The organism is Pseudomonas sp. MT3 (genome assembly GCF_054720805.1).
The window spans coordinates 117,873-131,380 of record NZ_JBTVPY010000003.1; the positions used below are offsets into that span (position 1 = coordinate 117,873).

The window sequence follows — 13,508 nt, forward strand, 5'->3', positions numbered from 1 at the left end:
TGACGTGCCTTAGCCGCAGGCGGCTTCCGAACCGGTTTTTAACGACGCATCACCGAGCGCAAACACTTTTCGTACAGCACTTAGAACCCCTCGGCCTCGGCGGCCACGGAGCTGACCGGCACCTCGGCCAGGGCGGCCACCTCGCCGATCACCAGCAGAGTCGGCGGACGCAGGCCCTCGGCCAGTTCCGCCAGCCGGTCCAGGCGCCCGACGCGGATGGTCTGGCCGGGCAACGAGCCCTGCTGCACCAGCGCCACCGGCGTATCGGCCGCGCAGCCGTGCTCGCACAGCTCCCGGCTGATCTGCGCGGCATGTTGCAGGCCCATGTAGAACACCCGGGTCAGGCCGCTGCCGGCCAGCGCCGGCCAATCGCACTCGAGACTGCCGTCGCTGCGGGTACCGGTGACCAGCACCAGCGCCTGGGCATGTTCGCGGTGGGTCAGCGGGATGCCGGCAGCCGCCGCGCAGGCCGCCGCTGCCGTCACTCCCGGCACCACGTGGCAGGCGATGCCGGCCTTGCGCAGTACCTCCAGTTCCTCGCCACCGCGCCCGAAGATCAGCGGATCGCCGCCCTTCAGGCGCACCACGTTGCGTCCCTGGCGCGCCAGCCGCACCAGCAGGCGGTTGATGTTCTCCTGGGACAGCGTATGCCGGCCACAGGCCTTGCCCACGTCGATGCGTTCGGCGCCGGGCGGCGCCTTGGCCAGCACGGCGGGCGACACCAGGCGGTCGTGCACCACCACCTCGGCCCGCGCCAGGCACTCGGCGGCCTTCAGGGTCAGCAGCCCGGGGTCGCCGGGACCGGCCCCCACCAGCCAGACCTGCCCCGGTTCGGCGATGAAGCGGATCGGCTGCCGCGCCACCAGTGGAGCGGGTGCGCGCTGCGGCACCGACTGGTCGTGGCGCAGGCCGATCTCCTCGTCGCTCAGGTAGCAGCCCGGGTCCGAGGCCCAGGGGTCGTCGGTGGACTGCCAGGCACGGATGCGCGTGTTGCCGTTGCACATGCCCAGGTACTGGCACTGCGCGCAGCGCCCGTGCACCGGCCGCGGCTGCTGGCGCAACCCGTCCAGCAGCGGGTCGCCGGTGTCTCGCCAGATCGCCGAGAACGGCCGCTGCCGCACGTTGCCCAGGCTGTAGCCCCACCAGTAGGTGTCCGGATGCACATCGCCGCGATTGTCGATATTCGCCACGCCCACCCCGCTGGAGTTGCCGCCCCAGCGCAGCAGATCGGCACGCAGCGTCTGCGCATCCATCCCGCGCGCCTGCGCCCAGCGCAGCAGGAACGGCGCATCGGCATCGTTGTTGCCGGTGACGTATTCGCGCCCCTGGTCGAGATCGGCCCAGGCCTGCTCGAACAGCAGCGTCATGGCCTCGCGGGTCATCGCGAAAGCCGCGTCGTCGCGCTGGTTGCGCGCGCCGCGCCCGGAGTAGTTGAGGTGCGACAGGTAGAACTTGTCCACCCCCTCCTCGCGCATCAGGCGCAGCAATTCCGGCAGTTCGGCGGCATTCGCCGCCGTCAGGGTGAAGCGCCAGCCCACCTTGACCCCGGCGCGGCGCAGGTGGCCGACCGCCGCCAGCGTCCGGTCGAAGGCGCCGTCGGCACGCCGGAAGCGGTCGTGGCTGGCGCGCAGGCCGTCGATGGATACGCCGACGTAATCGTAGCCGCTGTCGGCGATGCGCCGGGCCAGCGGCGCATCGATCAGCGTACCGTTGCTCGACAGCCCGACGTACAGCCCCAGTTCCTTGGCGCGCGCGCTGAGCTGGAACAGATCCGGCCGCAGCAGCGGTTCGCCGCCGGAAAGGATCAGCGCCGGAATACGCATGCCGGCAAGGTCGTCGAGCACGGTCATCGCCTGCGCGGTGTCCAGCTCGCCGGGGAAATCGATATCGGCGGAAATGGAATAGCAGTGGCGGCAGGTCAGGTTGCAGCGCCGCAACAGGTTCCAGATCACCACCGGGGCCGCCTCGATCGTCCGTGCCGGCGGTAGCGCCAGGCCCTGGCGCAGGCGTTGCAAATGGCGACTGATGCGTAACATGGGAGCCTCCTCAGGGCACACCGGCCAGACGCAGGCCGGTCTTCTTCAGGATTCGCAGGCTGTACAGCACCTCGTGCCCACGGCAGGCATCGCCGAGCAGGCCGGCCATTTCCGCGAGGTAGCACTCCACGGTGGCGCGGCGGCGGGCGTGCAGCATGGCGAACAGGTTGTAGGGCCAGCCGGGCATGCGCCGTGGCCGCTGGTAGCAGTGACTGACGTAGGGCAGCGCACCGAGCAGGCGGCCGCAGCGTTCAAGCTGGTCGTCGGCGATGTCCCACACACTCATGCCATTGGCCCGGTACCCCAGCGCGTAGTGGTTGGGAACCGCGGCAATCCGGCGGATGGCGCCGCAGGCCAGCAAGCGCGCGAGGCGCCCGCGCACCTCGTCTTCGCGCAGTTGCAAGGCATCGGCCAGGGCTTGGTAGGGCCGGCTCTGCAATGGCAGCCCGGACTGGGTGGCGAGGATCAGTTGGCGGTCGGTAGCGTCGAGCACGGCTCATACCTCCAGGTAAAGGTCGAGGTGGAAAGTGCGCACCTTGGGCAGGTCGAGCACTTCGTAGCCGCTGATCCGCTCGATGTGGCGCAGCAAGGGGGCGATCTGCGCCTGATGCTCGGTGGCCAGCACGAACCAGAGGTTGTAGCGGTGGTCGCGCAGGTAGTTGTGCGCCACCTCGGGCAGACCATCGAGCAGCCCGGCGACGCGTTCGCAGTCCGCCTCGGGAACGCACATCGCCGCCAGCGTCAGGCCGCCGCCCAGTACATCGGCGGCGAACATCGGACCGAAGCGCGTCAGCACGCCACGCAACATCAGCCGGCGGAGACACTCCAGCAACCGGTCTTCGCTGCAATGCAGCTCGGCGGCCACCTCCGCGTAAGGCTGCTCGCTCAGCGGAAAGCCACGCTGCAGACGGCGGATCACCACGCGTTCGAACAGGCTCAGGCGCATGCAATGCCCTCCCGCAGACCTTCGAAGCGGGCGCCGCGCTGCTTGAAGCGGGTCAGGCTGAACAGCACCTCGCCGGGGCGCTCCCGCAGCGCCGGCAGATCGCGCAGTTCGCGGATCCGCAACTCCACGTCGAGGCGGCGCCGCCCATGCAGCATGGCGAACAGGTTGTAGCGCCACTCCGGCGCCTGTCGCGCGCGGCGATAGCACAGGTTCACCCCGGGCTCCTCGGCCAGGCCGCGGCCCACGGCGTCCACCTCGGAATCGTCGACATCCCACACCAGCATCGCGTTGCTCCGGAAACCCAGCTCGTGGTGCCGCACCACGACGCCAAAGCGGCGGATCACGCCGCCGACGTACAAGCGCGTCACCGCATCGACTACCTGGGACTCGCTCCAGCCCAGTCGCCGGGCCACCGGCAGCCAGGGCTGCGCCAGCAGCTCCAGGCCGTCCTGCAGCGCGTACACCAGGCTGCGCTGCGACGGTTCAAGGGCCACTGGCGGCGACGTCCGGGGAAAGGGGCGCGGGACGGCAACCCGGTTCCCGATGAGGGGAAAGGCCAGGTCGATGCGGTACTCGCGCACCAGCGGCAGACGTAGCGCGTGCAGTCCGGTAGCGGCCTCCAGCCGGTCCAGGCAGGCATTCAGATGCCCACGATCGGGCCCGTTGAGGACGAACCAGAGATTCCATTCGTGCTCGCGCTGGTAGTTGTGGTTGCACTCGGGTAGGTCGCTGACCCGCTGCGCCACGTCACCCAGGCGGGCCTCCGGTACCCGCAGCGCCGCCAACAGGCTGCGCCCCGCGCGATTGGGCGCGAACACCGGGCCGACCCGGCTCAGGCATCCGCTGCGACGCAACTCGCGCAGCCGCCAGAGCACCCAGGCCTCGCTGCGACCCAGGCGCTCGCCGAGCACGGCGAACGGCCGCGGGCACAGTGGGAAATCATGCTGGCCAGCTTCCAGCAGCATCAGGTCATCGAGGTTCATAGGCCGATCCGCCCCGCCCGGCCGGTCATGAAGATGCCCGAGGGTGCCCGCGCCTCGATGCTGCCCAGCAGGGTGCGCCGATAGCTGTCGTAGACCAGTACCCGGTTGTCGTCGCGCGCGGACAGCCAGAGCTGCTCACCGCGCGGCGAGAACTCCAGGTGCAGCACCGCCTTGCCGGGCCGCAGGCTGTCGATCACCTTGAGGCTGTCGACATCGATGACCTGGACCCGGTCGTTGTCCGGCAGGGCGAAGTTGACCCAGACCTGGCGCTGGTCCGGACGGACCACGGCGAACACCGGCTGGCCGGCCAGCGGGATGCGCGACACCTCGCTCCAGTCGGACACCCGCAGGACCACCAGCTCATGCCGGCCGATGGCGGGCAGGAAGGCGTAGTCGCCGGCCATCGCCCAGCCGCGCAGGTGCGGCATCTTGTAGACCGGCCGCTGCGGATCGTCCGGGACATGGCGCTGCAGCACCTTGCGCACGCCCCGCTCGGGATGCCAGAGGTCGAGCACGGCGACACCCGGTTCGCCGAACAGGCCGGCGACGTACCAGCGGCCATCGGGGCTGACCAGGCCGTCGTAGGGCCGGTCGCCGGCCTTGAACCGGCGGGTCCGCGGGGCCTGCGGATCGCTCAGGTCGGTCAGCCAGATTTCCCCGGCTTCGAACAGGCTGTAGGCGAACCCCACGCCCGGGACATCGGCGATGCCGACCACCTTGGCCCGCTGCCCCTCGGCATAGGTGGCCGGAATGTCGGCCCGCAGGCTCAGGTCCCGCGAGGAGAATACCCGGACGCCACCGGGCTGGTAATTGGCCACCACCACCCAGCGGCCATCCTGGGAGATCGCGCCGCCGATGCTGTTGCCGGCCTGCTGGACGCGCGCCACGACGCGTCTGCTCAGCAGGTCGACCTTGCTCAGCCCGCCGTCGCGGCCGAATACGAAGGCATGCCGCTGGTCCCGCGAGTAGACCAGGCTGGCATGCGACAGATCGCCCAGCCCTTCGATGCGCCCCAGGCTGGTACGGGCGCTGGTGTCCAGCAGTTGCAGGCTGCCGCTGGCCCGCTCGACCACCAGCGCCAGGTCGCCGGTGCCGCGTTCCTGCGCGGCACCGTGCTGGACGGCGCCCAGCAGCAGGCAGAGGCCGAGGAGTATCAGGAGTGATTTCATGGGGGTGTTCCTAGTCTGAGTCGGCGAACCAGCCAGTCCGCCTCCGCTTCGTTCAACAGGCCGCGCCAGGCCGGCATCGGCGTGCCGGGGCGGCCGTCCAGCACGGTGCCGCGCAGCAGCGCGTCCGGCTTGCCCGCCAGCGCTTCGGGAAGCAGCGCCGGCCCCAGCCCGCCGCGCAGGGTCATGCCGTGGCAGGCGCCGCAGTCCTGGCGCAGCAGTTGCTCCAGGGCGGCGGCGCGCTGCGGCCCGCAACAGGGGGGAGCGGCGAGCGCCCCTGCGGCCGCCACGGCCAGCAGCAGGAACGGCGCGCCGCGTGGCCTCACGGCTTCTGCCCGGTGTAGTAACGTACCGCCGCCTCGATCTGCGCATCCGTCAGGCCGGCGGCGACGGGCGACATCACCGGGTCCTTGCGCGCGCCGCTGCGGAAATCCTGCAGTTGCTTGCGCAGATAGACGTCGCGCTGCCCGGCCAGGTTGGGGAAGTTCGGCGCCACGCTGACGCCCGCCGCACCGTGGCAGCTGGAACACAACGGCAGCAGGGCCTGCATTTCATCGGCGGCGCTGGCCGCGCCGCTCAGCAGGAGGGCGGCCATGACAGCGCCCACAGATAGTCCACGCATGGAAGTTCTCCTTCAGGGAATCAGGGTTTGCCGCTCTTGGCCTGCGCCTGCAGCCCGACGGTGCCCCACTCGGTGCGGGCGCGGGAGAAGATCCCGGCCGGGGTTTCCAGGGGATAGCTGGCGACCTCCTCGAGGCTGTGGCTGTCGTAGATGTGCAGGCGGTCGCCGCTGTAGCCGCCACTGATGTAGAGGTACTTGCCGTCACGGGTGTATTCGGGGAAGTACAGGTGGCCATCGGCCTCGATGGTCTTGGCGACGCTCAGGGTGTTCTTGTCGATCAGCTCGACACGCCGGGCGCGGCTGTCCTTGCTCACCACATCGACCGCGACATAGGGCGCATCGGGGTGGGCGGCAGGCGACTCGGTGGCGCCGGATACCGGGATCTGCTTGATCGTCTCGAAGGTCCGGGCGTCCCACACGGTCACCACATCGCCCTTGTCGCAGGTGCCGATGTTGGTGCCGAAGGCCACCTGGCGGCCCTTGATCTCGGTGATCGCACCGGAGCCGACGTGCGGCTGGCAACCGCCGGCGATGGTCTTGACCAGCTTGCGCTCCTTCAGGTCGACCACCGCGAAGGCGTTGCCCACGTAGTCGGCCAGGAACATGTAGCGGCGGTCCGCGGAGAGGAAGGCGTCGTGGACGAAGCGGCCGACCTTCTCGATCCGGGTGACGATCGGCTCCTGCGGCCTGCTCGGGTCGAGAATCCAGACCTGCCCGGTCTGCCGCACGGCGATGGCGAAGGTATTGTCCAACGGGCTGGCGATGACCATGCTCGAGGCCGACTCCACCTGCTTGCCGTCGTAGTCCTTGCCGCGCAGTTCGACGCGGCTCAGCGGCTCCAGCGTGCGAGCGTCGAACAGGGTGACGATGCCCGGCGAGAAGGAACCGGACAGCAGATAGCGGCCATCCGCGGACACCGCGATGGATGGCCCGCTCAACCCGGCCTTGACCTTGCGCACCGCCTTCAGCGAGTACAGGTCGATCTTGTAGATTTCCGAGGTGTCGGTCTTCAGGTAGCCCCAGCGCGGATTGACCGGGTCATAGTCGAGGATGTGCGGCGCATAGTCGGTGGGTACCTCGCCCACCTGCTTGTTGGTCTTGCCATCGAAGAACACCACCCGCGCGGCCGGGGCCTTGCCGTAGCGGCCGCGCTGCATGATCGCCATCAGGTCGCGCACGTCGCCGTCGTAGACCGGCTTGTCCGGCAGCTTCGATTCGTCGACCAGGACCTCCAGCGAATCGCGGATGTCCTGCAGCGTCCATTGCGGATTGTCCCGCGGGGTGGTCTTGATGTAGTGCGCCAGCGCGCGGATCTGCTCGTCGCTGAGCACGCCGTGCCACGGCGGCATCAGGGTGTCGGGGATGCCGAGCATGATCATCGAGCGCAGGGCGGTTTCGCTGGAATTCAGCGCTGTGCTGTTGAGCGCCGGCGCGATGTAGCCGCCACGGTCGGCGCTGTGGCAGGTCGTGCAGTTCTCCTGGAACAGCCGGGCGGCGTCTATGGGTTCGTCGGCGCCAGCCAGGCCGGGGGCGAGACAGAGGACCAGCGGTAACAGGCCGCTGACCGAAACGGATCGGAAGCTGTGCATGGTGCAGTCACCTGGGCTAATGAACTGCACTCAGGGTATCGACCTGCCCACCCCTCGAATGGGTACAAGCGGCGTGCCGCACAGGGGTACAAGGCCCCTCCGCCGCTACAGGCGCGCGGCGATCTGGCCGATGCGGCGCGCCCCGTCGGCGATGCTGTCCAGCGACAGCGCCGCATAGCCGAGCAGCAGCATGCGCTCGCTGAGCGCTTCCAGCCCCGGACCGACCACCGCGGCCTGGTCCAGGGTATAGAGCCAGATGTCCGCCTCACGGCAGGCCCGCGCCAGCTCCCGCGCCGGCGGCGCCTGCGGCGGCAACCGCCAGCACAGGTGCATGCCGCAATCCACGCCGCTGAACCGGCTCCCCGGAAACAGGCGCTCCAGCGCGGCCATCAGGCAGTCGCGACGGCGCCGGTACTCCCCACGCACCCGCCGGAGATGCTCGGCATAGACGCCACCGGTGAGGAAGTCGGCCAGCACCGCCTGGGGCAGCCAGGGGCAGGCATGATTGAGCAGCGCCTTGGCTCGCACCAGCGGCTCGCGCAGCGACGGCGGGCAAACCATGTAGCCCAGGCGCAGGCTGGCGCCCAGGCTCTTGGAAAAGGTCCCCAGGTGGATCACCCGCTCGCTGTCGAAGGCCTTGAGGGCCGGCAACGGCACGCGCTGGTAGCGGAAGTCGCCGTCGTAATCGTCCTCCAACACATAGGCGCCCTGGCGGCCGGCCCATTCGAGCAGCGCGCGGCGACGCTCCAGGGACAGCGTCATGCCTAGCGGGTAGTGCCGCGAGGGGGTGACATAGACCAGGGAACAGGGGCGCTCGGGCAATTCCCCGACACACAACCCCTGCTCGTCCACCGGCACCGGCAGCATCTCCCAGCGATGGTAGGCGAACAGGTTGCAGGCGCCGGCATAGGCGGGATTCTCGATCACCACCGGGTGTCGATGATGGTGCGGAAACAGCGACACCACCAGGCTCAGCGCCTCCTGGATGCCCGAGACGATCAGCACGTCCTCGACGCTGCAACTGATGCCGCGCGCACGGCCCAGATGCGCGACCAGAGCCGCGCGCAGGTCGGGGTCGCCCGCCGACGGCGCATAGTCGGTCAGGTAGCGTGGCTGGCTGCGGGCCAGCTGGATCGACGACTTGAACCAGGCGTCGCGGGGGAACAGCTCCGCCGAGGGGCGCCCCAGGCTGAAGTCCAGCTCGACCGCGGCGCGTATCTCCTCCGGCGTCACCCCGGGGGAAACCGGCAGCGGCTGGCGCATCCCCGGCAGGAACCCCGGCAGGTCCGGGCGCTGCCCCACCGGGGTACGCGGCAACAGGCGACAGACCGACAGGCTGCGATCCGGCAGGGGATCGGCAACGAACGTGCCGCGGGTACCACGACTGACGATATAGCCCTCGCTGCACAGCCGCTCGTAGGCCAGCAACACGGTATTGCGCGCTACGCCGAGGGACTGCGCGAGTTCACGGATCGACGGCAGTTGCTGGCCCGGCCTCAGCACGCCCCCGAGCACTTTGCCGCGCAGCTGGTCCGCTACCTGCTGCTGCAGGGAACGTTTGCCGCCGCGTTCGAGCAACAGCGGAATCTGTTGGAAGGCACGCATGAGGAATCCTCCGGGAGTCGAACCCCATGCTGGAAAAATCGCCGCATCGTCCGGGATGACCAGCATCAGGCTGACTGCAGACGCCACTGCGTCAAAACGCCACCCGGCGCGGACTACAAAAAGACAACTGTTCGCCCGTGCCTCCCGTGGCACTTTCACCGCAGTGGTCCCGTTCGCCGGAGCTGCGCCGCGTCTCCTCGCGGGCATGGCGCACCCGCGGCCCTCATCCCGTCACGGAGAACAATAAGAAACATGAATGCTCCCATTGCCAGCCTGCGCGATGTACAGGCACTGGAATCCATACCTCTGGAAGAACGCAACCTGCCTTCCAGCACCTATGAACTGCTGCGCCGCTCGGCTGAGCGCTTCGGCCCGGACACCGCCCTGAGCTTCCTGCTGCAGGGCTCGGCCGCCGAAGAGCCGCTGCGCATCAGCTACGCCGAGCTGTTCGCTCGCGTCACCCAGGCGGCGAATGCCTTCCACCGCCTCGGCGTGCGGCCGGGCAATTCTGTGTCCTTCCTGCTGCCGAACCTGCCGCAGACCCACTACGTGATCTGGGGCGGCGAAGCGGCGGGGATCGTCAACGCGATCAACCCGCTGCTCGACCCCGAGCACATCGCCGAACTGGTACGCGCCGCCGACTCCCGCGTGCTGGTGACCCTGGCGCCCTTCCCCGGCACGGGGCTTTCTTCTGGCGGAGAATTGTGGGACAAGGTCGCCGCCCTGCGCGACGAGCTGCCGGAACTCAACGCCATCGTCACCGTCGACCTCGCCAACCTGCTGCCCGAACCGCAGCGCTCGGCGCTCAAGGCCCAACGCGGCGCGCTGCCGGACGGCGTGCTGGACTTCGACGAGCTGCTCGCCCAGTGCCCGGACGATCACCTGGAAAGCGGCCGGGTGATCGACCCGGACGAAGTCGCCTCCTACTTCCATACCGGCGGCACCACCGGCACGCCGAAGCTGGCGCCGCACAGCCACTTCAACGAGGTGGCAATGGCCGAGATCATGGGGCTGAACGCCGACTACGACGGTCATGATGTGTTGCTCTGTGGCCTGCCGCTGTTCCACGTCAACGGCGTGATGGTCACCGGCCTTGCGCCCTTCATGCGCGGCGCCCAGGTGTTGCTGGCCGGCCCGCAGGGCTACCGCAACCCGACGCTGATCCAGGACTTCTGGAAGCTGGTGGAGCGCTACCGGGTCACCAGTTTCAGCGGCGTGCCGACCATCTTCGCCGCCCTGCTCCAGGTCCCCAGCGAGGGTCACGACCTGACCAGCCTGCGCTTCGCCCTGTGCGGCGCGGCGCCGATGCCGGTGGAGCTGATCCGCCAGTTCGAAGCCAAGACGGGGCTGAAAATCATCGAAGGCTACGGCATGACCGAAGGCACCTGTGGCACCAGCTGCAACCCGCGCGGTGGCGAGCGGCGCCCCGGCTCCATCGGCCTGCGCCTGCCTTATTGCCAGCTCAAGTCGGTGATCCTCGATGCCGCTGGCCAGTACCTGCGCGACGCCACCGTGGACGAGATCGGCACACTCTGCCTGCGCGGCCCGACCGTGTTCAAGGGCTACCTGCAGGCCAGCAAGAACAAGGACATCTGGGTCGACGGCGACTGGTTCAACACCGGCGACCTGGGGCGCATCGACGCCGACGGCTACATCTGGCTCACCGGGCGCAGCAAGGACCTGATCATCCGCGGCGGCCACAACATCGACCCGCAGATGATCGAGGAAGCCCTGCACCGCCACCCCGCCGTGGCAATGGCCGCCGCCGTGGGCAAGCCGTGCCTGAAGGCCGGCGAACTGCCGGTGGTGTACATCCAGCTCAAGCCAGGCATGCGGGCGAGCGAGGCGGAACTGCTGGAGCACGCCGCGCAACACGTGCCCGAGCGCGCGGCGGTGCCCAAGGACGTCTGGCTGCTGGACGCCATCCCGGTCACCGCCGTGGGCAAGACCTTCAAGCCCGCGCTGCGCCTGGATGCCATCCGCCGCGTCCTGGAGGACGAAGTCCGCCATCTGGAGCCGCGACCGGCCGTCGAGGTCGTCGCCGACGACCGCCACGGGCAGAAGGCGCGCCTGAGCATCGGCCGCCTCACCCCGGACTCACGGGCGGCGCTGGCCGACCGGCTGGGCGGCTACGCGATCCATATCGAGTGGCTGGAAAGCTGATGAAGCGCCGGGCCGACCGCCGGTCGGCCCGGCATGGCGCCAGATTGCCAGTATCCAAATCTGATTAATACTGATGGCTCAATGTGCGTAATGGACTACAGGGAGAGTCAGTCGTGCACATCATCATCCCCGTCCCCGCCTCCGCCGCACCATGAAAGCCGCGCAGTGGAAGGAGGATATCCAGCAACTGCAGCACCTTCGCCTGTTCCAGAACGTGGCCGTGGCCAGCCTGCAACAGCTGCTGAAGGATTTCCGCGCCTGCGAGCTGGAAGCCGGTGAAATCCTCCTCTCGCCCTTCAACCGCAACCACTTCCTTTATATGGTCCTGCACGGGCAGTTGAAGGTGTACCTCGGCTCGCTCGACAACCAACCGGTAACCGCCCTCAACCCTGGCGACTGCGCCGGCGAGATCAGCTTCATCGACAACGATCATCCTTCCGCCTACGTGGTCGCCACCGAGCCGACCACCGTCCTGCGCCTGCACCGCGAAGCCCTGATCAGTCTCTTCCAGCAAGCCCCGCAGGTGATGCAGAACCTCCTCGGCGTCCTTTGCGAGCGGGTCCGCCAGGGCAACCGGATCATCCTCGACACCGAACAGAACGCCAACATCGACACCCTGACCGGGCTGTTCAACCGGCGCTGGCTGGAACACATCTACGACCGCGAAAGCACCCGCTGCGCCTTCAACGAACAACCGCTGTGCCTGCTCATGCTGGATGTCGACCACTTCAAGGACTACAACGACGAGCACGGCCACCTGGCCGGCGACTACGCCCTCTGCCTGGTCGCCCACACCCTGCGCAGCCAGTTGCGGCCCAAGGACAGCATGGCTCGCTATGGCGGCGAAGAGTTCGTCATCCTGCTCCCGGAAATCGCCGTGGAAGAAGCCCGGCGTATCGGCAACCGGCTGCGCCAGAGCCTGGAGCAGATCGGCTCCTTCTACTCGCCAGTCGGTGCACTGCCGGGTGTCACCGTATCGCTGGGCCTGGCCCAGATGGATTACCTGGAGAACCTGCAGAGCCTGATCCTGCGCGCCGACAGCGCGCTCTACCAGGCCAAGCAGGAAGGCCGCAACCGCCTGGTGGGATGACGCCGCAGGCGCCAACCTCGCGCGGATTTCCCGCCCCTGCCAGTCCCCGCCTTTGCTAGAGTCGCCGCACTGGAACAAGACAGCCTGGAAGCTGAGATGCGCAAAATCCTGATCGCGTTGCTATTGCTGGTGGCCGTTGGCCTGGGGATATTCTTCAACCTGCCGGGGTACTTCGACCGCAAGATGAACACGGTGGCCGCACCGCCGCCCTACCCCGCCTCCGACGCCGCAACCGCCCTGCACAAGACCCTGTTCGTTGCCGACCTGCACGACGACGCCCTGCTCTGGAACCGCAACCTGCTGGAGCGCCACGACTACGGCCACAGCGACCTGCCGCGCCTGCTGGAAGGCCATGTCGGCCTGCAGGTGTTCTCCACCGTTACCAAGACCCCGCGTGGCCTGAACTACAAGCGCAACGGCGCCGACAGCGACAACATCACCCCGCTGATCATCGCCCAGCGCTGGCCGCGCGCGACCTGGACCAGCCTGCTCGAGCGCGCCCTCTACCAGGGCAGGATGCTCGAAGACGCCGCCGCCGGCAGCCAGGGCAAGCTGACCCTGGTGCGCAGCCGGGCCGACCTCGCCCGCTATCTCGCCGCCTGGAACAAGGACCCGAACCAGCTCGCCGCCGTGCTCGCCACCGAGGGGCTGCATCCGCTGGAGGGCAAGCTGGACAACCTCGATCGCATGTACGACGCGGGCTTCCGCATCATGGGCCTGACCCACTTCTTCGACAACGAAGTCGGCGGCTCCGCCCACGGCCTGCAAAAGGGCGGCCTGACGCCCTTCGGCCGCAAGGTGATCGCCCGCCTGGAAGACAAGAAGATGCTGGTGGACCTGGCGCACGCCTCCCGCGCCCTGATCGACGACGTACTGGCCATCGCCACGCGGCCGGTGCTGGTGTCCCACACCGGCGTCGAGGGCACCTGCCCCGGCATCCGCAACCTGACCGACGCCCATCTGCAGCGCATCGCCGCCACCGGCGGGGTAATCGGCATCGGCTACTGGGACGGCGCCGTGTGCGATACCTCGGTCCAGGCCATCGTCAAGGCCATCCGCTACGCCGCCGACAAGGTTGGCGTCGAACACATCGCGCTGGGCTCGGACTTCGACGGCGCAGTACATGCGCCCTTCGACACCAGCGGCCTGGCCCAGTTGACCCAGGGGCTGGCGGAAGCCGGCTTCAGCCAGCCGGACATCGCCGCCATCATGGGCGGCAACGTGCGCCGGTTGCTGCTGGACACGTTGCCCTGAGGCCCACCGCCACTTCGGCGCAATGGCGCCGAAACGGCATTCATCCTGGCCGTC

The 13,508-nt window shown here is 68.6% G+C and carries 12 protein-coding genes and 2 pseudogenes; 3 read left to right on the forward strand and 11 right to left on the reverse strand.

Features of this window, described 5'->3' with window-relative positions; genetic code table 11:
- Positions 1–80: 80 nt before the first annotated feature.
- The 11 genes and pseudogenes from cobA to pdxR all read right to left on the reverse strand — a co-directional run bounded on the left by cobA (position 81) and on the right by pdxR (position 8,947).
- Positions 81–890: a uroporphyrinogen-III C-methyltransferase gene (cobA, locus tag ACYCAX_RS04070; RefSeq protein ID WP_460247518.1), complete on the reverse strand. Its 810-nt coding sequence runs from the start codon at positions 888–890 to the stop codon at positions 81–83.
- Positions 885–2,036: pseudogene (gene nirJ / locus ACYCAX_RS04075) on the reverse strand (heme d1 biosynthesis radical SAM protein NirJ); the annotation flags it as partial. The gene cobA and the pseudogene nirJ, both read right to left, overlap by 6 nt.
- Before the next feature lie 10 nt (positions 2,037–2,046).
- Positions 2,047–2,529: a siroheme decarboxylase subunit beta gene (ahbB, locus tag ACYCAX_RS04080; RefSeq protein WP_294974080.1), complete on the reverse strand. Its 483-nt coding sequence runs from the start codon at positions 2,527–2,529 to the stop codon at positions 2,047–2,049.
- A 3-nt stretch (positions 2,530–2,532) separates the two neighbouring features.
- Positions 2,533–2,982, reverse strand: a complete 450-nt coding sequence (locus ACYCAX_RS04085; protein ID WP_294974077.1) for an Lrp/AsnC family transcriptional regulator — start codon at positions 2,980–2,982, stop codon at positions 2,533–2,535.
- Positions 2,973–3,476 carry a siroheme decarboxylase subunit beta gene (ahbB, locus tag ACYCAX_RS04090; RefSeq protein WP_460247519.1) on the reverse strand — a complete coding sequence of 168 codons (504 nt, stop codon included), beginning with the start codon at positions 3,474–3,476 and terminating at the stop codon, positions 2,973–2,975. The genes ACYCAX_RS04085 and ahbB (ACYCAX_RS04090) overlap by 10 nt, the downstream gene beginning before the upstream one ends.
- A 51-nt stretch (positions 3,477–3,527) precedes the next feature.
- A pseudogene (locus ACYCAX_RS04095) lies at positions 3,528–3,965 on the reverse strand (Lrp/AsnC family transcriptional regulator); the annotation flags it as partial.
- A complete protein-coding gene (locus ACYCAX_RS04100) occupies positions 3,962–5,134 on the reverse strand; it encodes a cytochrome D1 domain-containing protein (RefSeq protein WP_294974074.1) in 1,173 nt (390 codons plus the stop codon). The pseudogene ACYCAX_RS04095 and the gene ACYCAX_RS04100, both read right to left, overlap by 4 nt.
- On the reverse strand, positions 5,131–5,457 hold the full coding sequence (locus tag ACYCAX_RS04105; protein ID WP_015478566.1) for a c-type cytochrome: 327 nt from the start codon (positions 5,455–5,457) through the stop codon (positions 5,131–5,133). Before ACYCAX_RS04105 ends, ACYCAX_RS04100 begins: the two co-directional genes overlap by 4 nt.
- Positions 5,454–5,753 (reverse strand): c-type cytochrome, encoded by a 300-nt coding sequence (locus ACYCAX_RS04110; protein WP_041712152.1) that lies wholly within the window; start codon positions 5,751–5,753, stop codon positions 5,454–5,456. The genes ACYCAX_RS04105 and ACYCAX_RS04110 overlap by 4 nt, the downstream gene beginning before the upstream one ends.
- Before the next feature lie 20 nt (positions 5,754–5,773).
- Positions 5,774–7,342, reverse strand: a complete 1,569-nt coding sequence (locus tag ACYCAX_RS04115) for a nitrite reductase (protein WP_294974070.1) — start codon at positions 7,340–7,342, stop codon at positions 5,774–5,776.
- 105 nt (positions 7,343–7,447) lie between these two features.
- Positions 7,448–8,947: a MocR-like pyridoxine biosynthesis transcription factor PdxR gene (gene pdxR / locus ACYCAX_RS04120; protein ID WP_460247469.1), complete on the reverse strand. Its 1,500-nt coding sequence runs from the start codon at positions 8,945–8,947 to the stop codon at positions 7,448–7,450.
- A gap of 252 nt (positions 8,948–9,199) precedes the next feature.
- On the opposite strand from pdxR, the gene ACYCAX_RS04125 reads away from it, so the two are divergent.
- The 3 genes from ACYCAX_RS04125 to ACYCAX_RS04135 all read left to right on the forward strand — a co-directional run bounded on the left by ACYCAX_RS04125 (position 9,200) and on the right by ACYCAX_RS04135 (position 13,454).
- Complete coding sequence (locus tag ACYCAX_RS04125; protein ID WP_460247470.1) at positions 9,200–11,110, forward strand: acyl-CoA synthetase; 1,911 nt, start codon at positions 9,200–9,202, stop codon at positions 11,108–11,110.
- Positions 11,111–11,261: 151 nt separating this feature from the next.
- Entirely contained in the window at positions 11,262–12,200 is a 939-nt protein-coding gene (locus ACYCAX_RS04130) for a GGDEF domain-containing protein (RefSeq protein ID WP_015478571.1), read from the forward strand.
- 96 nt (positions 12,201–12,296) lie between these two features.
- A complete protein-coding gene (locus tag ACYCAX_RS04135; protein ID WP_294974061.1) occupies positions 12,297–13,454 on the forward strand; it encodes a dipeptidase in 1,158 nt (385 codons plus the stop codon).
- Positions 13,455–13,508 lie beyond the last annotated feature (54 nt).